Raw genomic sequence first — 20,985 nt, 5'->3', positions numbered from 1 at the left:
GAGAATTTGTTCCGTTTTCCGTCTACAATGCGACATCTTCATCATTGAGCGCTATTGTAGCAGTGAAGGGGCCAACCTCTTCCTAAAGCAATTTCTCAAATGATAGACCTATATCCAATAGTTGTCAGAAAAAAATGTCCCGATTATTTCGAACTTCCCGTGTCCTTGCCTGGTTTTTTATTAGCGGATTAAGTGTGGCGGCAATGACCGCGTCCAGCTTTTACCTTTACCTGAGACCAGGACTCCCAGCCGTCGAACAACTTACTGATATTAAGCTCCAAACGCCACTGCGGGTCTACAGCGCAGACAACAGATTAATAGCAGAATTCGGCGAAAAGAGAAGGGCACCCATCACAATCGAACAGATCCCAACAATCCAGTTACAAGCCTTCATGGCGGCCGAGGATGCAAACTTCTACCAGCATATAGGCGTCGACTTCAAAGGCCTGCTGCGGGCTGCCATCGAACTGGTCACCACCGGCCAGATCCAATCCGGTGGCAGCACCATTACGATGCAGGTTGCAAAAAATTACTTTCTGTCACGGGATAGAACGTTTATACGAAAGTTCAATGAGATACTTCTGGCACTTCAAATTGAACGTGAACTGAACAAAGACCAGATTCTTGAGCTCTACCTGAACAAGATCTACCTGGGCAACCGCGCCTACGGCCTGCGGGCAGCCGCCCAGGTCTACTACGACCAGGATGTCAACGAACTGAGCCTGGCGCAGATGGCCATGCTGGCCGGCCTTCCCAAAGCCCCCTCGGCCTTTAACCCGCTGGCCAACCCGGAACGGGCCCGTATCCGTCGCAACTGGATCCTGGGCCGGATGCGCGACCTGGGCTACATCACGCCAAACGCCTACGAGCTGGCATCGCAGGCGCCCCTGACAGCCAGCTACAACGCACCGTCTACCGAAGTGGACGCGGACTATGTCGCTGAAATGGCGCGTGCCGAGATGGTCCAGCGGTTCGGCGAGGCCGCCTACACCGACGGCTATTCCGTCACCCTGACCGTGCTGGCGGACAAGCAACAAACCGCCACCGAAGCCCTTCGCGCCGGCCTCCATGCCTATGACCGTCGCCACGGTTTCCGGGGCGCCATTGGCACCATCGAGCCATCCGGGCGGACCACCGACGAGCTTCAGGACCAATTACGAAACTATCCGATCATCGAATCCCTCCATCCAGCGGTGGTGACCGCGGTCATCGACGAGGAGGAACGGGTGGAGCTGATCACCCGGTCGCTCGGCCCGAGCCACATGCCGTTCGAATCGATGACCTGGGCCAAGCCTTACCGCACCGAAAGCCTGACCGGACCAGCCCCGAAGACGCCGTCAGAGGTGGTACAGCCCGGCGATGTCGTCTACGTGCAAACGACCACAGACGCAGACCATACAAGCAGCGAGCACACCGGTGGCATCAAACCCACCGTGACACTGTCCCAGTTGCCCAAAGTTCAGGGCGCGGTCATTTCACTGAACGCCAAAACCGGCGCCATCGAGGCGCTGGCTGGCGGTTACAGCTTCAATCAGTCCAAGTACAATCGCGCCACTCAGGCCACCCGCCAGCCCGGCTCCAATTTCAAGCCATTCCTGTACCTGGCGGGACTGGAGCGCGGCCTGACCCCCGCCTCCATCTTCAATGACGCGCCCATCGTGTTCGATGACTCCCAACTGGAAACCGCCTGGCGCCCGGAGAACTCCTCCGGCCAGTTCTATGGTCCGACCCGCCTGAGGGAAGCCCTGTATCGCTCCCGCAACCTGGTGTCCATTCGCCTGCTGCGCGACATAGGCATCCATAACGCCCTCAGCTACCTTGAGCAACTGGGCATCCCCACGGACCAGATTCCCGCCGACCTTTCCCTTGCCCTCGGCAGCGGCCTGCTGACGCCAATGGAAGTTGCCCGAGGTTACGCGGTTATCGCCAACGGTGGCTATGACGTTCAGCCTTTCCTGATCAAGGAGATACGGGACAGCGACGGCGAAGTTCTCTACTCCGCCCCGGCGGTGGTGCAGTGTGAAAACACGTGCCAGCTCCCCCACCGTGATCCGTTTGAGGCGCCGCCGAATATCAACATGATGAAACGGCTGGCGGACGAACGCTCCGTCTACATACTGCACTCCATGATGCGAGATGTGATCCGGCGCGGTACCGGACGTCGGGCCCTGGCTCTTGGCCGCAGCGACATTGGCGGCAAGACCGGCACCACCAACGACCAGCGGGACGCCTGGTTCAGTGGTTTCAACCACAATTTGGCGACCACCGTCTGGGTCGGGTTCGACCAGCCCAGCCCGATGGGACGGGGCGAGTTTGGTGCCACCGCCGCCCTGCCGGTGTGGATGGACTATATGGAAGTCGCGCTGAATGACGAACCCAATGCGTTCATGCCACAGCCCAACGGCATCGTAACCGTCAGGATCGACCCCGCCACCGGCAAACGGACCCGCCCCGGCCAGGAAGCCGGGATCTTCGAACTCTTCCGGGAAGAGGATGCGCCACCTCCCCTGGAATCCGTCAGCGGTAGCGGAGCCCCATCCACAACCAGCGGCACCGAAGCCACCCTGCCGACAGAACTGTTTTAATCGGCAAATTGCAGACAAAAAAAACCGGCGGTGCTGACCGCCGGTTTTTTGCCTTCTGCCCTGGGTTACCTGATGTCTTCCATGGCTTTCAGCGGGTAGTGCTCCGGGTAGCCGTTGCGGGCAACCCCGCTATCGACGGCAGCTCGGGCCACAGCAGCAGGCACCACTTCCAGCAGGCGCACATCCAGCGGCTTGGGAATGATGTAATCCTTGCCGAACTCGAAGCTGTCAACGCCATAAGCGTCACAGATTTCCTGCGGCACCGGCTCTTTTGCCAGCTCACGGATGGCGTGAACCGCAGCGACCTTCATTTCTTCATTGATGGCAGTGGCACGTACGTCCAGCGCACCACGGAAGATGAAGGGGAAGCCCAGCACGTTGTTGACCTGGTTCGGGTAGTCCGAACGGCCGGTCGCCATGATCAGGTCATCGCGGGTCGCCAGGGCAACCTCGGGGCTGATCTCCGGGTCCGGGTTGGAGCAGGCAAAGACAATCGGCTTCGGAGCCATCTTCTTGAGCTGCTCGGCGCTAAGCAGGTCCGGACCGGACAGACCCAGGAACACATCAGCGCCGTCAATCGCGTCGTCGAGAGTACGCTTGTCGGTCTCGGTCGCGAACATCGCCTTGTACTGGTTCAGGTCTTCACGACCGGAGTGAATAACCCCCTTACGGTCGAGCATGAAGATGTTTTCGGACTGCACGCCGCAGCTGACCAGCAGCTTCATACAGGCAATGGCCGCAGCGCCGGCACCGAGGCAAACCACCTTGGCTTCCTCAATTTTCTTACCCTGCAGCTCCAGGGCGTTGATCATGCCGGCCGCCGTTACGATGGCAGTGCCGTGCTGATCGTCGTGGAAGATGGGGACATTGCACTTTTCAATCAGCGCACGCTCGATCTCAAAGCACTCCGGTGCCTTGATGTCTTCCAGGTTGATACCGCCAAAAGTATCGGCAATACGCTCTACCGTTTCGATAAAGGCCTGCGGGCTCTCTGAGTCCACTTCGATATCGAACACGTCGATGCCGGCAAAGCGCTTGAACAGTACGCCCTTACCTTCCATCACTGGCTTGCTGGCCAGCGGGCCAAGATTCCCCAGACCCAGGATCGCGCTGCCGTCAGAGATAACCGCCACCAGGTTACCCTTGGCAGTGTACTTGTATGCATTCTCTGAGTCTTTTGCGATCTCGCGGACCGGTTCGGCAACCCCGGGACTGTACGCCAGAGACAGATCGCGCGAAGTCTGGGTAGACTTAGTGATTTCAACACTAATTTTACCTGGCCGCGGGTGGGCGTGATATTCAAGGGCTGCTGTTTTCAGATCTTGAGACATTGCCACTGTTCCGTTTGTCACGTTAAAAGGACGGAGATACGTTGTCACTGACCCCACCCCTCGGCACTTGCCGTGTCTGGGCGGAAATCGACTCTCACAAGCCTGGCCAGCTGTGCTCTCTTTAAAAAAACCGCCGGGGCCTACCCAGCGGAGCGCGCCATTATGGCGCGAAGGTCCAGCTCAAACAAGGCCCCTGTGCAGATAATGACCAGCCGGATCGGCAAATCCGGGCCCCCTACGGCCAACCTCCAGACATAAAAAAAGCGCCCCGAAAGGCGCTTTTTCAACCAGCCATCGCAGATCAGGCTTTCTTGCCACCGATACGGCCGCCGAAACGCTTCTGGAAGCGATCGATACGACCACCGGTGTCCATGACCTTTTGCTTACCGGTGTAGAACGGGTGGCACTGGGAGCACACATCCAGCTGCAAATCCTGCCCAACGGTGGAACGGGTCTTGATCACATTACCGCAGCTGCAAGTGGCAGTGATGTCTTCGTACTTCGGGTGGATACCTTCTTTCATGGCGAACCTCTGTCGGTCATGCCGCTACCTGATCACGGGGCTGCCAAAACCTTTACTGTGCAACCCGGGCGCCAGGCACCGCATTGAATCAATGGAAAAGACCATGCACAATCATGCCCGGCCTTAAACAGACCGCGAATCTTACTTGCATACGTACTGCTTAGCAAGTATGCAGTGATCACACTGGCAGCCCCGAAGGGCCCGTGATGTAAGCAATTACCGCAGCCGCGTCCCCCCGACGCGCCCCAGCCGGAGCCCCTGTGACAGCGACCGCCCGTATCGCCCTCAACCGACCGTTACGCAAGCTGTTTGATTACAGGGTGCCGGACGCCCTGTCACTCCTGCCGGGACAGCGGGTGCGCATCCCCTTCGGCCGCCAGACCGCTGTCGGCATCGTCGCCGAAACGGGCACGCCTCCGCCGGCGAACGTCAGGCTCAAAACGGTGCTGGAGGCGCTGGAGCCCTGGCCCGCCCTCCCCGAGGAGACCCTGTCCCTGTTGAGCTGGGCGGCAAACTACTACCAGCACCCACTCGGCGAGTGCCTGTTCATGGCGTTACCGCCGGCTCTGCGTCGCGGACAACCGGCCGCGGTCAAGGCAGAACAGCACTGGCTGGCCTGCGGCGAAAGCGCGGACCTTCCCAAACAGGCCCATCGCCAGCGGGCCCTTCTGGAGTGGTTGCAGCAACGGGCGGTTCCGACGCCCACTCCCGCCATTACCCAGGCCGGTTTCACCCGGGCCCAGCTCCGCGGCCTGGAGGAGCGGGAACTGGTCAAGGCGGCAGAATCCACCACACCGCCACCCGCACAAACCCAGCCGCTGCCGACACTGTCCGAAGCCCAGCGACAGGCGTTCGAGCAACTGCCGACGCCGGGCGACGGCTTCGCCACGAGCTTGCTCTTTGGCATTACCGGCAGCGGCAAGACCGAGCTGTACCTGCATTACCTGGAACAAAACCTGGCAGCCGACCAACAGGCCCTGGTGCTGGTCCCGGAGATCAACCTGACCCCGCAGACCGTCGCCCGCTTTCGCCGCTACTTCGGTGACCGCATCGCGGTGTGGCACTCGGCCCTGAACGACTCCCAGCGGCTGGAAACCTGGCTTCGGGTCCGACAGGGTGAGCCGGTGATCCTGATCGGCACCCGATCGTCCGTGCTGCTCCCCTTCACCAACCTGAACGCCATCGTGGTGGACGAGGAGCACGACAGCTCCTACAAGCAGGGAGAAGGCTTCCGCTATTCCGCCCGGGACCTGGCCGTCTACCGGGGCCACCTCAACCGCTGCCCGGTCATTCTCGGGTCCGCCACGCCCTCCCTGGAGACGTATCACAACGCCCGCAGCGGCAAATACCGGCTGATCAAGCTGGAGCAACGGGCAGGTAAGAGCCTTCCGCCGACGGTTCGGTTGCTGGACGTGCGCAGCCGTCCACTGGAGGGGGGCATTTCGCGACCGGCCCTGAACGCCATCCAGCAATGCCTGGCAGCGGGCCAGCAAACCCTGGTGTTCGTCAATCGCCGCGGCTTTGCCCCGGTGATGATGTGTTTCGACTGCGGCCACCTGATGGAATGCCCGCGTTGCGACACCCGGCTGACCTACCACCGCCGTGACCGGGCCATGCGCTGCCACCACTGCGATTACCAGACCGCCGCGCAGGATCACTGCCCCAAATGCCGGAGCGAGGCCTTCAAACCCATTGGCCAGGGTACGGAACGGACCGAGACCGTGCTCGCCGAGCACTTCCCCGACACCCCCGTGGTGCGAGTGGATCGCGACAGCACGCAGCGCAAGGGGAGCATCCACGCCATCCTGGAGCGGGTAAACTCCGGCGCACCCTGCATTCTGGTGGGCACCCAGATGCTTGCCAAGGGGCACGACTTTCCCAATGTGACGCTGGTGGTGGTGGTCAATGCCGACGGGGGGCTGTTCAGCGTGGACTTCCGGGCCCCGGAGCAACTGGTTCAGACCCTCCTGCAGGTCAGCGGCCGGGCCGGCCGGGGCGAAGCCCCGGGCAAGGTACTGATCCAGACCTGTCACAGTGACCACCCGCTGCTGATGTCCCTCTGCGACGGCCACTACCTGCCCCTGGCAGATCAATTACTGGCCGAGCGGGAGGCGGGCGAACTCCCCCCCTTCCGGGCCATGGCGATCCTCCGGGCCGAGGCCCCCACCATGGACGCCAGCCTTGCCTTCCTGGATCAGGCCCGTGGCCTGCTCAACGGCTCTGCCGCGCAGATCTGGGGCCCCCTGCCCGCCGTGATTGCCCGCCGGGCGGACCGTTACCGGGCACAGCTGGTAATTCTCAGTGATCATCGCATGCGCCTTGGCCAGTTATTGTCCGGGCTAACTCTGGCTCTAGAAGATGTAGGTCGACCCTCTGGGCTTCGCTGGCAGATAGATATTGATCCCTATGAAACAGGGTGATGAAAATCACTGTCTAACGAAGGTGTTTTTGATCGAGAGCGGACCTAATGAACAGTTACGACGGAATTTCTTGTGCTATGCTTTTGGCGATTTTCGAATCTGATTGAAAAGGCAACTCTTATAGATTGAAATTCCAAAAGAGTTGCCCCCAAGGCAGTAATCAAAGAACGGAGATAAGATAATGTCAGGGAATTTCCTAGCAAGTGCATCTGCACTCTCGCTTGCCTTTTTTCTTGCCGCCTGCGGAGGCAATGAAAGCTCAGACTCATTATCTGGACTAAGCAATAACTCAAACTCAAGCAATAACAGTAGCGGGCAGGACGGCAACAGCTCTGCAGCGGCTTCCATACACTTAATAACAGCCTCCCCTCAAATTGGCTCGGCGGGGTCAGATCAGACAGAGATTACTGCTATTGTCAAAGATGACGGCGGAGTCACACTTTCAGGAGTTCCTGTCAACTTTTCGGCTAACGATGCCACTATAACCGTTATCAATGACACAACTGACGAGCTAGGTACAGTTAACGCCGTAGTGTCAGCGCAAGGCTCAAAGGCAAATCGCACGGCTGAAGTAACCGCGACTGCGAGCCAAACATCCGCCTCCACGATGGTCAGCATAGTCGGTACATCAATTACTCTGGACGGTCCGACTACAATTCCGCTTAATCAGCCGACAAACTATTCAATCAAGCTTAGAGACTCCGCCGGCGACCCTATCGCCGATCAAACCATCAACATCCAAAGCAGTGCTAACAACTCGATATCACCTAGCACAGGCACCTCTGACTCCAACGGCTCCATGAGCTTCACGTACGAAGCGGCCAGTGGCGGCGAAGACACGTTAACCGTGAGAGCATTTGAAGGCGATAGTATGGTATCTGACGCTCTCACACTTTCGATTTCACCAGACACCTTCGTTTTTGAATCGCCTGAGGCTAATCAAGAAATCCCACTGAACACGTCACAAACGATTGAAGTATCTTGGGAAACGAACGGCACTCCTGTTGCGGATGGTTCAGAGATTCAGTTTTCCGCTACCAGGGGGACATTAACTCCCGCTAACGGCCTAGCGCTGACGTCTGGAGGAAAAGCATCCGTACAGATTGAATCGAACAATGCGGGGCTGTCATCGATTGCGGCAGCACCTACTAGCGGCGGCCCGACAATTCAAACCTCTGTTGAGTTTGTTGCTACTACACCCTCGTCTATCTATCTACAAGCCAGCAAAACGCAAATATCCCCTGAACAATCAACTGATATTACAGCTACTATCAGAGACGCCAACGATAACCTGGTGAAAAATGCTTCTGTTAACTTCCAGCTTAACGATAGCACCGGGGGCTATTTATCCAGCTCAACCGGAACCACGGATAGCCAGGGACAGACACAGGTAACCTACTTCGCAGGCTCATCCACCAGCAGCAAGGACGGAGTGGAAGTTACGGCAACCGTTGGAGGGAGCTTAACAGATTCAGTTTACCTAACAGTAGGCGGCCAGGCACTTCGCATAAACATTGGCACAGGCAATGAAATTAGCGAAGCCAGCACCACTGTTTATAGCCAGCCCTGGACGGTAATCGTCACTGACGCTAACGGCAATGCGGCTGGTGACCAGTTGGTTGAACTTAGCGTGACGTCAGTTAGCTACGTCAAGGGTATTTATGATGCTCCCGACACTGACGCGGGTGAGCCGGATGGCAGATGGCATTTCGAGCCGGCAACCGTTTGCGCGTCTGAAGATGTGAACAATAACGGTAGCCTCGATACAGGCGAAGATACAAACAGCAATGGCAGCCTGGAACCCAACTCCTCGGCCGCAACACCAAGCACGGTGACAACCTCAAGTGATGGCATCGCGGATTTTGACCTAACCTATCTGAAAAGCGAGTGCAGCTGGGTCGAGGTAAACTTAAGAGCCGTAACGCGTGTTGGAGGCACTGAGTCCGACGCCTCCCAACAATTCACTTTACCCTGTTTGGCTGCAGACCTGGCATACAATTCAAGCAACCCCATAGCACCTGCACCTGGTACAGTGAGCCCCTACGGTTCTGCGGCCAGCTGCGCCGACCCCAACTAACAGCAATTACTGACAGAGCGCAGCCAAGCAACTGGCTGCGCTCTCCTCCTATTTGAGTCCCACACTGCTTTCCGGGATAATACCCCCCTTTACTCCCTGGCGCTGACACGCCGCCTCCAATCCCCACAAACCGAATCATCCGACAGCATGAAAGAGATCGTTACCGAACTGCTCGAGTCCGCCCTGGCGACCCTGCAATCCGAAGGCACCCTGCCCTCGGACCAGACCTTTACCCCCCAGGTTGGCAACACCAAAGACAAGGCCCATGGCGATTACGCCTGCAACATTGCCCTGGTCGCCGCGAAAGCTGCCGGATGCCCGCCCCGACAACTGGCCGAGTCCCTGATCGACAAGTTGCCGGCTAGTGCCGCGGTCGACAAGGTGGAGATCGCCGGCCCGGGATTCATTAACTTTTTCATGAGCACGGCCAGCGCCTTCGAGGTGGTCAATACCATTCTCGACAAGGGCCATGACTTTGGCCGCAACCAGGATGGCCAGGGCGCGCCGGTGCAAGTCGAATTCGTATCGGCCAACCCCACCGGCCCCCTCCACGTGGGTCATGGCCGGGGCGCCGCCATTGGCGATTGCCTCTGCCGGCTGCTGGAAGCCAGCGGCTATAAGGTGACCCGGGAGTTCTACTACAACGATGCCGGCGCCCAGATCAACAATCTGGCCCTGTCCGTGCAGGCCCGCGTCAAGGGGCTGACCCCGGACGATGACAGCTGGCCCGCCGACGGCTATCGCGGCGACTACATCATTGACGTCGCTAACAGTTACCTGGCCGGGGACACCGTCACCGCCGATGACCGCGAGGTGACTGGCCGGAAGGACCCGGACAACCTGGAAGCCATCCGGGAGTTTGCAGTGGCCTATCTGCGCCGGGAGCAGGATCTGGACCTCAAGGCCTTTGGCGTCGAGTTCGACGTCTACTTCCTGGAGTCGTCCCTGTATGAGGACGGCAAGGTGGAAGCCGCCGTGGAGCGGCTGACCGACAATGGCTTCACCTACGAAAAAGACGGCGCCATGTGGCTGATGACCACCGAGTTCGGCGACGACAAGGACCGGGTGATGCGCAAGAAAGACGGTGGCTACACCTACTTCCTGCCGGATGTGGCCTATCACCTGGACAAGTGGCAGCGGGGGTTCACCACGGTGATCAACGAGCAGGGAGCCGACCACCATTCCACGGTCACCCGGGTACGGGCGGGCCTGCAGGCCCTCGATGCCGGCATTCCCAAGGGCTGGCCGGACTACGTCCTGCACCAGATGGTGATGGTCACTCGCTCCGGTCAGGAGGTGAAGATCTCCAAGCGGGCCGGCAGCTACGTCACCCTGCGGGATCTGATCGACGAAGTCGGTCGGGACGCCACCCGCTTTTTCCTGGCGGCACGGCGAGTGGATTCTCAGTTGACCTTCGATATCGACCTGGCACGCTCCCAGACCAATGAAAACCCGGTCTATTACATCCAGTATGCCCACGCCCGCATCTGCAGCGTGCTGCGCAAGCTGGCAGACGAAGGACACCCCCGCAACCGGAATGAGTGCCTGGGCGACCTGGCACTGCTGACTCTGGACGAGGAGAAAGACCTCGCCAACCAGCTGGCCCGGTACCCGGAGCTGGTGGCCAACGCCGCCGCCCAGCGCGAGCCGCACCACCTCACACATTACCTGCGGGAACTGGCAGGTCAGTTCCACACCTACTACAACGCCCACAAGGTGTTGGTGGAGGATGCCGCCATCCGCGATGCCCGCGTCAGCCTCTACCTGGCGGTACGCCAGGTCATCGCCAATGGCCTGGACCTGCTGGGAGTCAGCGCGCCGGAAGAGATGTAGGCGCCCACAGGAGCCGACAGGGTCACCGCCGCCATGCCGCGAGACTATGCCAAGAAGAGCCGGCCAGCCCCGGCACCCCGGCGCGCGCCCCAAAAGGCCGCGCCGGCCAAGCGTTCCAGCAGGCCCAAGCAGCCTGCCCGTCATCAATCAGGAGGATTATCCGTGCGCTGGATCCTGTCGCTGGCCGCCGTTGGCGGGTTCATCGGCTTTATCGTCTACCTCAACACCCTGGAGCCACACGCCCCGGCGGTCCAGCCAGTCGCCCAACCTCCACAGACCAGCAACCAGCGCCAGCCCTCGCCGACAGCGCCGGAGCGCAACCAGCCGTCGTCAACACAAGACCAACCGCAGAGCTTCCGGTTCTATGAGATGCTGCCGGACTCCGAGGTCATCCCCCCCAAGGTAGAGGAGTACACGCCGGGACCGGCGCAACAGACTTACAACTACCTGGTCCAGACCGGCTCCTTCCGCAATCAGGGGGATGCCGAGCGTCAGCGGGCACAGATTGCGTTTCAGGGACTCCGGGCCAGAATCAGCCGGATCGACCTGGACAGCGGCTCCACCTGGTACCGGGTCAATGTCGGACCGTTCACCTCGCGCAGCCAGATGAACGCGGCGCTGGACAAACTGGTCTCGATCAACATTCAACCGCTGGTCCGCAAGATCCCCAAAGACAGCTGACCGACCCGGCCCCGGTGCCCGAGGCCCTGCAGGCCAACCTCCAGACATTATTGGCCATCGCCGGACCACCTTCCGGGACAGCGCTTGAATTTCCCGTCTCCGCCTCCATAACTTCCCAACAATGTTTTTCACCTGATGTTTTTCACCTTGGGCAATTGGAGCCGACATGACAACGATTCTTTCCGTACGACGCGATGACGAAGTCGCCATGGGTGGTGACGGCCAGGTTTCTCTCGGCAATACCGTCATGAAGGGAAACGCACGCAAAGTACGACGGCTGTATAACGGCGAGGTTCTGGCCGGGTTTGCCGGCGGCACTGCCGACGCCTTCACCCTGTTCGAGCGGTTCGAGGCGCAACTGGAGAAGCACCAGGGCAACCTGACCCGTGCGGCGGTGGAACTGGCCAAAGACTGGCGCACGGATCGGGCACTGCGGCGTCTGGAAGCCCTGCTGGCGGTGGCGGACAAGACCGCGTCGCTGATCATTACCGGTAATGGCGATGTCATTGAACCGGAGCACGATCTGATAGCCATCGGTTCCGGCGGTCCCTTTGCCCAGGCCTCGGCCCGGGCCCTGCTGGAAAACACCGACCTCAAGGCCCACGAGATTGTCGAGAAAGGCCTGGATATTGCCGCCGACATCTGCGTCTACACCAACCACAACCGCACCCTAGAGGTGCTGTCCGCCAACGATTGATCCGGAGCGACCATGTCTGCAATGACTCCTCGAGAGATAGTCCACGAGCTCAACAAACACATTGTCGGCCAGGATGAGGCCAAACGTGCGGTCGCCATTGCCCTGCGCAATCGCTGGCGCCGGATGCAGCTGGACAGCGAGCTGCGGGATGAAATCACGCCCAAGAACATTCTGATGATCGGGCCCACCGGGGTCGGTAAGACCGAAATTGCCCGCCGCCTGGCAAAGCTCGCCGACGCCCCCTTCCTGAAGGTGGAGGCCACCAAGTTCACCGAAGTCGGTTACGTGGGTCGGGACGTGGAATCCATAGTGCGCGACCTGGCGGATGCGGCGGTCAAGATGCTGCGGGAACAGGAAATGAAGCGCCACGAGAACCGCGCCCTGGATGCCGCAGAAGAGCGCATCCTGGATGCCCTGCTCCCCCCGGCCAGGGACTTCTCCGAGGACAGCCGGGCGAGTCAGGACAACTCAACCCGCCAGCTGTTCCGCAAGAAACTTCGCGAAGGCGACCTTGATGACAAGGAAATCGAGATTGAGCTAAGCAGCTCCTCGGCCGGTGTCGAAATCATGGCCCCTCCCGGCATGGAAGAAATGACCTCCCAGCTTCAGAACATGTTTTCCAGCATGTCCTCGGAGCGACGCAAGACCCGCAAGATGAAAGTGGCGGATGCGATGCGTCGGGCCAAGGATGAAGAGGCCGCCAAGCTGGTCAACGAGGAAGAGATCAAGCAGAAGGCCATTCAGGCCGTGGAACAGAATGGCATCGTCTTTATCGACGAGATCGACAAGGTCGCCAAGCGCTCGGAGAACGCCTCCACCGATGTCTCCCGGGAGGGCGTACAACGGGACCTGCTGCCGCTCATTGAAGGCAGCACGGTCAGCACCAAGTACGGCTCAGTGCGTACCGACCACATCCTGTTCATCGCATCCGGTGCTTTTCACCTGGCCAAGCCCTCGGACCTGATTCCGGAGCTGCAGGGGCGCCTGCCCATCCGGGTCGAACTACAGCCATTGTCCCCGGACGACTTCAAACGCATCCTGACCGAGCCGGATGCCTCCCTGGTCCAACAGTACGAGGCGCTGGTGGGCACCGAAGGCGTGAAGCTCACGTTCAGCGAGGATGCCATCAACCGCATCGCCGAGGTGGCCTGGAAGGTGAACGAAACCACGGAGAATATCGGCGCCCGGCGCCTGCACACCGTCCTGGAACGGCTGCTGGAAAGCCTCTCCTTTGACGCCGGCGACAGCGTGACCGACCGGTTCGAGGTGAGCGCCGGCTACGTCGATGACAAACTGAGCCACCTGGCCGAGGACGAAGACCTGAGTCGCTACATTCTCTAACCAGCAACCGACACGGCAGGCCCGGGGTCCCGGGCCATGCCCAACCCAGGAGTCCGACCATGACTGCCGAGCGCCCCACCAACATCCGAGTCCGCAAGCGCAGCCGGCTGCTGCACCTGGACTACGCCGACGATTCCAGCCTGGAGCTGCCCTTCGAGCTGTTGCGGGTGTATTCGCCGTCGGCAGAGGTCCGCGGCCACGGCATGGGACCCGGTCTTCTGCAGACCGGGAAGCAGGATGTGGAAATTACCGGCGCTGAAATGGTGGGCAACTACGCGCTCAAGCTCAGCTTCAGCGATGGCCACGATTCGGGCCTGTTCACCTGGGAGTACCTGCGGGATCTGGGGGAACACCAGACCACCTACTGGGCGCGCTACCTGGAACGACTGGCGCAGGAAGGGGGCTCGCGAGCCCCCTAGATCATTTGCGGATATGCCCCTTTCAGAGGGCCTTCTGAATGAGGTCCGTCACCCCCAGCCCACCACCCAGTTTCCCGCGCTGGGCCTTGCGACGGTTCTTCGCCACGTACAGGGGCAGCATTTCGCCATAGAGGCTGGTGCTGATGGTCCGCTGCTCGTCTTCCAGGCGATCCCGCCGCAGCCGAATTCCGTAGCGTAGCAGCTTGGGCTCCAGTTCATCCGCCCGCTTCAGCAGGTCTCGCCGGGTCATCTGGTAGGCGTGCTCACAGACCATGCGCCGGGACTGGAAGCTGAAGACGTTGGAGAAGAACAGCTTGGCATCGTCACGGGTGGGCTCGAACAGCAGCAGGTCCTTGTCCGGGTAGTCCCGTGAATACTGGGCAATGCCCGCCTGCATCCGCGAATACACCATGGTGCGGAAGGTCTGGGACAGCAGGTTGGGCATACCGGAATGCGTCAGCGTACCCGGTGACATGGTGCCGGCCCGAACAGCAGCGCTGGCATCGATGGGCACCTGGGGATTGACGGCGAATACCAGATCCGCACCGTCCTCGAAGGCCACCGAGGCGTGCAGCGCCTTACGCAAGGTGCCATCGACGTAGTAGCGACCATCGATATTGACTGGCACATAAATACCCGGGGCCGAGGTACTGGCCTGGATTGCCTTGGAAATCGGCACGTGGTCAAAGCCCGGCGCCCCGAAGCACACCGCTTCGGTACTCTCCACATCCGCGGCCACAATATAGAGGCTGCGCTTGAGCTGGCGGAAGTCGTTGGTCCGGCCCAGCATACTGAAAGCCCGCTGCAGGTATTCGTGCAACCCTTCGTTGTCGAACAACCCCGCCGGTGCGGCCTGGGACAGGATGGTCAGGGCCTCCAGCAGACTCTGGTCATAGGGGTTATTGATAAAGCGGGTCAGCGCGGTTGCTACCAGCTTGGGCACCGCCAACAGGCGACCGCCAATCTCCCGGAAGGCAGGACGGTAGAACACTTCCGGGTGAAACGGGTGGACCTCCGCCTCGTTACGCACAAAGATCCGACACAGCTGCGCCGTGGTCATCTGGTTGGCCAGGTTGGCCGCCACGAAGGAGCCGGCGTTGACGCCGACATAGACATCTATATCGTTGAAATCCAGTCCATCCAGGGCTTCATCCAGCGCCCGCAAGGCGCCGATTTCATAAATGCCCCCGAGAGGGCCGCCGCCCCCCAGCGCGAGTCCAATTCGCGGCCTGGGTTTGATATCCGTGTGCGTCGCTGCCATAGCTAACTTTCCAGAGTTCGGACAGTGGGTCTTTCCAAACTAACACCCACTTTTAGAATGCTCACCCTATATTCACTAAAACAGGCCCAAAGTGACCCCAAATTTACGACCAAAGTCGTAAACCCAGTCAGTGCACAACCTGTTCTTTGAGGGCGGCTGCGGCTGTCGTCTTGCCGGGGCGCAGGTAGCGCCCGAAACCGGCGTTGCGTAACGACAGGTCAACACAGCTCTTGATGACGTGGGGCGAATCCAGCAACAGCACGTCCTCCAACAGCTGCATGGCCCACTCCCGGCTCAGATTGCGAATCACCGACTTCACCTTGGGCAGGCTGGCAGCGTTCATCGACAGGGCATCGTAGCCCATGGCCATCAGCAGGACCGCGCCGCCGGGGTCTCCCGCCAGCTCCCCACAGATGCTCACCGGCTTGCCTACGGCATGGGCGTCATGGGCGATGCGAACGAGCGCCTGCAACACCGCCGGGTGATAGGAATGGTAAAGCTGGGCAACCCGTGGGTTGTTGCGGTCCACCGCCAGCAGGTACTGGGTCAGATCGTTGGACCCCACCGACAGGAAATCCACCCGGTCCGCCAACTCACGGACCTGGTACACCGCGCCGGGGATCTCCACCATCACACCCACCTTCGGCATGTGGATATCGTAGCCCTCTTCCCGAACCTCATGGTAGACCCGGTAAATCAGGTGAAGGGACTCCTCGACCTCGGAAATGTTGCTGATCATCGGCAACATGATCTGCAGGTTGTTCAGGCCTTCGCTGGCCTTGAGCATGGCCCGGACCTGCACCAGGAAGATCTCGGGGTGATCCAGGGTCACGCGGATACCGCGCCAGCCCAGGAACGGGTTCTCCTCCTGGATCGGGAAATAGGTCAACGCCTTGTCACCACCGATATCCAGTGTGCGCATGGTGACCGGGTTGGGCGTGAAGGCCTCCAACTGTTCGCGGTAGTACTCCCGCTGCTCCTGCTCCGAAGGAAAACGGTCCTTGATCATGAACGGCACTTCCGTCCGGTACAGGCCAATGCCCTCGGCACCGTGGCTGAGAGAACGCACCACATCGGTCATCAGGCCGGTGTTCACCAACAGGGACACCCGGTGGCCGTCGGTGGTTTCGCAGGGCAGGTCCCGCAGGACTTCCAGCCCCCGTACCAGTTCATCCTCTTCGTCACAGATTTCCTGGTAGACCGCCCGCAGGTCCGCGGAGGGTGACGCAAACAGCTGTCCCTCGAAGCCATCGACAATCAGTTCCCGGCCATCCAGCTGGTTGACCGGAATATCCACCAGCCCCATCACAGTCGGCACGCCCATGGCCCGAGCCAGGATGGCAACGTGGGAGTTCCCGGAACCTCGCACCGACACCAGCCCGACCAGCTGCTCTCTCGGGACCTCCCCCAGCATCGCCGGCGTCAGTTCCTCGCTGACCAGTACGGTCCGTTCCGGATAAACCCGCTCCTGCTGGTTCCCCTCCTGCAGATGGGAGAGCAACCGGCGTCCCAGATCACGAATATCGACGGCCCGCTCGCGCAGGTACAGGTCGTCCATCATTTCAAAGTGACGGACATACTGCTGCACCACCTGCCGGAGCGCACCCTGGGCCCACATGCCCTGCTTAATACAGTTCACCACCTCGCCCGGCAGCGCATTGTCGCCCAGCATGCGCAGGTACACCTCAAACAGCGCCTGCTCTTCCGGGCGCAGCTGGGACGCCAACCGACGCGCCACCCGCTCAATGTCTTCGCGCACTGCCGTCACCGCGCCGCCGAACAACGCCAGCTCCTGCTCGATGTCTTCGGCCTGCTTCTCCGGTACGGCGTCCAGATCCGCCGCCGGGTACACCACCACCCCCTGGCCGATGGCCACCCCCTGCGCGCCGGCAACGCCGCTGAAGCTGACGTCCTTGGTTTCTTCCCCGGTCAGGGTCAGGCCACTGATGGCGCCGGTGGCCTCGCTGTGGGCAATCACGCCGGCCAGCTGGGCCGAGACCGTCACCAGGAAAGCCTCCTCTCCCTCGTCAAAACAGCGGGAATTCTCCCGCTGCTGGACCACCAGTACCCCCAGCACCCGCCGGTGGTGGATGATAGGGACCCCAAGAAAGGAACGGAACCGCTCTTCACCGGTCTCTGGGAAATAGCGATAACGGGGATGGGACGGGGCGTCTTCCAGGTTGATCGGCTCCTCGCGGGACCCCACCAGACCGATCAGGCCTTCCGAATAGCCCAGGCTAACCTTGCCAACCGCCTGCTGGTACAGACCTTCGGTGGCCATCAGGATATAGCGGTTGCTGTCCGGATCGAGCAGGTAAACGGAGCAGACCTCTGTGCCCATGGCCTTCTGCACCCGCGATACAATAATATCCAGCGCCTCCTTGAGGTCCCGGGCGCTGTTTACTTCTTGTACCAGGCTTCGCAGTATTTCAAGCATATCCGGACCAGTTACTCACCGTTATTGATACTGTGCGCGCTCCGACTGCTATTTCCGGTGCCACTGTTCCATATTACGGAAAAGTCGCGGAGCAAGCTCCCTTAATGCACGCCTGTAAACTTCGCGTTTGAAGGAAACGACCTGCCCCAATGGATACCAATAGCTCACCCATTGCCACCCGTCGAATTCCGGCGAATCCGTGCCATCCACACACACCTGCGCGTCCGGCGAAAGCATCCTCAGCAGGAACCATTTCTGTTTCTGCCCAACACATACCGGATGCGAGTTATGTCGCACCATCCGCCGTGGGAGGCGGTACCGCAGCCAGCCTCGGGTGCAGCTGATGATTTCCACATCCGCTTTGCCAAGGCCGACCTCTTCCGCCAACTCCCGATACAGCGCTTCTTCCGGTGACTCGTTGCTCTTGATGCCACCCTGGGGAAACTGCCAGGAGTCCTGTCCGATACGTCTTGCCCAGAGGACCTCGCCTCTGTGGTTGGCCAAAATGATTCCGACGTTGGGCCTGAAACCATCTGAATCGATCACGGCACAGCCCTCTGATATGTCAGTAATAATCGTGTCGGTAAAAATCGTCCAAGTTGGCCTCATTCTTACAGAAAGACCAGAATTCGGCAAACCAGGCCAATCCCGTCGGGCCGTGGTAGACTTGGCGGCCATCAATTCCGCCCAACCCGGTAAAGGAGCCCAACGGTGACCCTAGCGATCTTTGACCTCGACAACACCCTACTGGCGGGCGACAGCGACCACGCCTGGGGCGAGTTTCTGGTGGAGGAAGGCATCGTCGATGCCGAACGCTATCGCCGGGAAAACGATCGTTTCTACCAGGAATACCTCAATGGCGAGCTCGACATCCATCGTTACCTGAGCTTCGCCCTGGCCCCCCTCGCCGAGCACGACATGCCAACGCTGCTGAGCTGGCGTGATCGGTTCCTGGACCGGAAGATCCGCCCCATGCTGCAGGACAAGGCGGACCAATTGCTGGATCGGCACCGGGCCCAGGGTCACACCCTGATGATCATAACCGCCACCAATCGCTTCATCACCGAACCCGTGGCCGACCTGATGGGCATCGAGCACCTGATTGCCACCGACCCGGAAGTGGTCGACGGTCGCTTTACCGGCCGGGTCGCCGGCACCCCGAGCTTCCGGGAGGGCAAGGTTGTCCGCTTGCAGGCGTGGCTCGACGCCCACCACGAGTCGCTGGAGGGCGCCTGGTTCTACAGCGACTCCAACAACGACGCCCCGCTGTTGAGGCAGGTGGCGAACCCGGTGGCGGTGGATCCGGACCCCAGCCTTGAAAAACTGGCCCGCCTGCAGGGCTGGCAGATCCTGTCACTGCGGGATTGAGGGGAGGCCATGCTTCGATCTGCCCTGCCGCCACTTCTGGCGCTGGCCCTGGTCGCCTGCGGCCCGGCGCCGGATGAGCCAACGCCCCAGCCCCCCTCCGCACCGGCCGCCGCCCCGCAACTGGTCGAACGCAGCAACCGGCTGTGCCGGGCGGTGGACGACCTGCAGCAGGCGGTCACGGGGTTTCTCGCTGCGCCCGGGGAAGCGCCCCTGGTGACGGCTCGCAGCGCCTGGCACGATGCCCATGACGCTTACCGCCTGGTGCTGTCCGATTATCAACAGGCCGGAGTGCTGCCTCCGCAGATTCACGAAGACCGGGACCCCATCGATGCCTACCCCATGCTGCCCGGCTACCTGGACCAGGTGCCGGGTTACCCCCGCAGCGGCCTGATTTACTCGGAAGTCCCCTTGACGCCGGACGTCCTGGCCGATGAGCATCAGTCCACCGACTTTCACTACCTCACCCTCGGCTTCCACCCCCTGGAGTTCATGCTCTGGGGCAATCCGGGGGAATCCGTTAGCGACCAGACCAGCAAGTTCGTGGCCGGCCAGTCACCAGAGAGCGGCGAAGCCATTGACGTCGCCGAGCGCCGGCACGACCTGACCCGGCTCATTGCCGTTGCCCTGCAGCGTCACAGCCGGCAACTGTGTCAGGACGCCGAACAGCGGCGGTTAACAGCGGCGCTATCAAACGCGCAAGCCCTCGATACCCTGGTGACCTCTGCCGAGGCGGTTGCCCACGAGAACACCGGCGACACCTCACCGGTTTCAGAAGAAGCCCGTGAGTGAGCGTACGAAACAGGCCTTGATGTAGTCGGTTTCCGGAATACCGGGAATCACCGGGTGGTCGGGGGCCTGATGCCCCTGCTCCAGCAATTGCACGAAGCGATCGATCTTGCGCCCACTGTTGCGGATGATGTCCACCAGGCGCTCCTGGGACAGGTGCATCGAACACGACGCCGACACCAGGATGCCGTCCCGGGCCAGCAGGCGCAGCCCCAGCTGGTTCAGGCGGGCGTAGGCCTGCTCGCCGGCCTTCTGGTCGCGTCGGCGGGGAATCAGCGCGGGCGGGTCCAGCACCACGACATCGTACTTTTCTTTCTCCGCGGCCAGTGCCTTGAGGGCGTCGAAGGCATCCCCTTCCAGGGTCTCCACATTGTCCAGACCGTTGAGCCGGGCATTGTGGTGCACCGCCTCGATGGCAACCGGGGAACTGTCGACACAGGTCACCTGACGGGCCCCCGCCGCGGCGGCCTGAACGCCCCAGCCGCCAACATAGCTGAAGACGTCCAACACCCGCTTGCCGGCGGCATACTGTTGCAAACGTTGACGGTTCATGCGGTGATCGTAGAACCAGCCGGTTTTCTGTCCCCCGGTGAGCGGCACCTCGAAGCGTACGCCGTTTTCCTGCACGGACAGGTGGTCGCATTCAGCCCCGCGGACCTGCTCCACATAGCTCTCCAGGCCCTCAACGGACCGCATCTTGCCATCGTTCTTCAAAACGATGATGGCGGGGTGCACCAGCCGCTCGACCGCCCGGACGATGGCCTCCCGGAGCCGTTCCATGCCGGCCGTGGAGATCTGCACCACCACCGCGTCGCCGAAGCGGTCAATCACCAGCCCGGACAGGCCATCGGCGTCGCCAAACACCCAGCGATAGTAGGGATCGGCAAACAACCGCTCCCGCATGACCAACGCCGTCTCCAGACGTTCGGTCAAACGGTGCGGGGTCATTCCGTGGGACGGATCCCGGCTGATCAGTCGACCGCAGATCAGCGCGCGTGGATTGACAAACACCGTGCCCAGGGGCTTGTCGGAGGCGGCCCGCAGCTCGGCCTGACACCCGGCGTCGAACTCGGTCAGGGGGGAACGGCGGGTGTCCACCTCATTGCTGTAGACCCACAGATGCCCCGAGCGGATGCGCCGCTCGGCCCCTTTGCGCAGATAAAGAACCGGAAACTGCATGATGACGACCTTTTCACTGGAGGACGGATGGGCGCGGATTATACCTC

Annotated in this window: 16 protein-coding genes; 10 read left to right on the top strand and 6 right to left on the bottom strand. The window is 60.8% G+C overall.

Annotation, left to right across the window (positions count from 1 at the left end):
* The first annotated feature begins 134 nt into the window (after nt 1–134).
* Nucleotides 135–2,585, top strand: coding sequence for a penicillin-binding protein 1A (locus R3175_RS15990; protein ID WP_318945328.1), 2,451 nt, complete (start codon nt 135–137; stop codon nt 2,583–2,585).
* Nucleotides 2,586–2,650: 65 nt separating this feature from the next.
* Here the strand turns inward: R3175_RS15990 and R3175_RS15985 are convergent, their stop codons facing one another.
* Nucleotides 2,651–3,916, bottom strand: coding sequence for a malic enzyme-like NAD(P)-binding protein (locus R3175_RS15985; RefSeq protein WP_318945327.1), 1,266 nt, complete (start codon nt 3,914–3,916; stop codon nt 2,651–2,653).
* 301 nt (nt 3,917–4,217) lie between these two features.
* A complete protein-coding gene (rpmE, locus tag R3175_RS15980) occupies nt 4,218–4,439 on the bottom strand; it encodes a 50S ribosomal protein L31 (protein WP_318945326.1) in 222 nt (73 codons plus the stop codon).
* Between the two features lie 260 nt (nt 4,440–4,699).
* Between rpmE and R3175_RS15975 the strand changes: the two genes are divergently transcribed.
* From R3175_RS15975 to R3175_RS15945, 7 genes are all read left to right on the top strand, one after another.
* Nucleotides 4,700–6,859 carry a primosomal protein N' gene (locus R3175_RS15975; protein WP_318945325.1) on the top strand — a complete coding sequence of 720 codons (2,160 nt, stop codon included), beginning with the start codon at nt 4,700–4,702 and terminating at the stop codon, nt 6,857–6,859.
* 181 nt (nt 6,860–7,040) lie between these two features.
* A complete protein-coding gene (locus R3175_RS15970) occupies nt 7,041–8,936 on the top strand; it encodes an Ig-like domain-containing protein (protein ID WP_318945324.1) in 1,896 nt (631 codons plus the stop codon).
* 147 nt (nt 8,937–9,083) lie between these two features.
* Nucleotides 9,084–10,769 (top strand): arginine--tRNA ligase, encoded by a 1,686-nt coding sequence (argS, locus tag R3175_RS15965; protein WP_318945323.1) that lies wholly within the window; start codon nt 9,084–9,086, stop codon nt 10,767–10,769.
* 33 nt (nt 10,770–10,802) lie between these two features.
* Complete coding sequence (locus R3175_RS15960) at nt 10,803–11,450, top strand: SPOR domain-containing protein (protein ID WP_318945322.1); 648 nt, start codon at nt 10,803–10,805, stop codon at nt 11,448–11,450.
* Between the two features lie 166 nt (nt 11,451–11,616).
* Nucleotides 11,617–12,147, top strand: coding sequence for an ATP-dependent protease subunit HslV (gene hslV, locus R3175_RS15955; RefSeq protein ID WP_318945321.1), 531 nt, complete (start codon nt 11,617–11,619; stop codon nt 12,145–12,147).
* Nucleotides 12,148–12,159: 12 nt separating this feature from the next.
* Complete coding sequence (gene hslU, locus R3175_RS15950; protein ID WP_318945320.1) at nt 12,160–13,488, top strand: ATP-dependent protease ATPase subunit HslU; 1,329 nt, start codon at nt 12,160–12,162, stop codon at nt 13,486–13,488.
* Nucleotides 13,489–13,547: 59 nt separating this feature from the next.
* Nucleotides 13,548–13,907, top strand: coding sequence for a DUF971 domain-containing protein (locus R3175_RS15945; RefSeq protein ID WP_318945319.1), 360 nt, complete (start codon nt 13,548–13,550; stop codon nt 13,905–13,907).
* Between the two features lie 22 nt (nt 13,908–13,929).
* On the opposite strand, the gene R3175_RS15940 is transcribed toward R3175_RS15945, so the two are convergent.
* From R3175_RS15940 to R3175_RS15930, 3 genes are all read right to left on the bottom strand, one after another.
* The gene (locus R3175_RS15940) at nt 13,930–15,168 is read right to left on the bottom strand and encodes a patatin-like phospholipase family protein (protein WP_318945318.1); all 1,239 of its coding nucleotides are present in this window, start codon (nt 15,166–15,168) and stop codon (nt 13,930–13,932) included.
* Nucleotides 15,169–15,295: 127 nt separating this feature from the next.
* Nucleotides 15,296–17,605 carry a phosphoenolpyruvate--protein phosphotransferase gene (ptsP, locus tag R3175_RS15935; protein ID WP_318945317.1) on the bottom strand — a complete coding sequence of 770 codons (2,310 nt, stop codon included), beginning with the start codon at nt 17,603–17,605 and terminating at the stop codon, nt 15,296–15,298.
* 48 nt (nt 17,606–17,653) lie between these two features.
* Entirely contained in the window at nt 17,654–18,151 is a 498-nt protein-coding gene (locus tag R3175_RS15930) for an RNA pyrophosphohydrolase (protein ID WP_318945316.1), read from the bottom strand.
* A 165-nt stretch (nt 18,152–18,316) separates the two neighbouring features.
* Between R3175_RS15930 and R3175_RS15925 the strand changes: the two genes are divergently transcribed.
* Both R3175_RS15925 and R3175_RS15920 read left to right on the top strand, forming a co-directional pair.
* On the top strand, nt 18,317–18,973 hold the full coding sequence (locus R3175_RS15925; RefSeq protein ID WP_318945315.1) for an HAD family hydrolase: 657 nt from the start codon (nt 18,317–18,319) through the stop codon (nt 18,971–18,973).
* Between the two features lie 9 nt (nt 18,974–18,982).
* Entirely contained in the window at nt 18,983–19,762 is a 780-nt protein-coding gene (locus R3175_RS15920) for an imelysin family protein (RefSeq protein WP_318945314.1), read from the top strand.
* Here the strand turns inward: R3175_RS15920 and R3175_RS15915 are convergent.
* Entirely contained in the window at nt 19,742–20,938 is a 1,197-nt protein-coding gene (locus R3175_RS15915; RefSeq protein WP_318945313.1) for a class I SAM-dependent rRNA methyltransferase, read from the bottom strand. The genes R3175_RS15920 and R3175_RS15915 overlap by 21 nt on opposite strands.
* Nucleotides 20,939–20,985 lie beyond the last annotated feature (47 nt).

This window comes from Marinobacter sp., assembly GCF_033722735.1.
Taxonomy (GTDB): Bacteria; Pseudomonadota; Gammaproteobacteria; order Pseudomonadales; family Oleiphilaceae; genus Marinobacter.
Note: the sequence above shows the minus strand (reverse complement) of the source record. Positions and strands in the feature narration are given on the sequence as shown.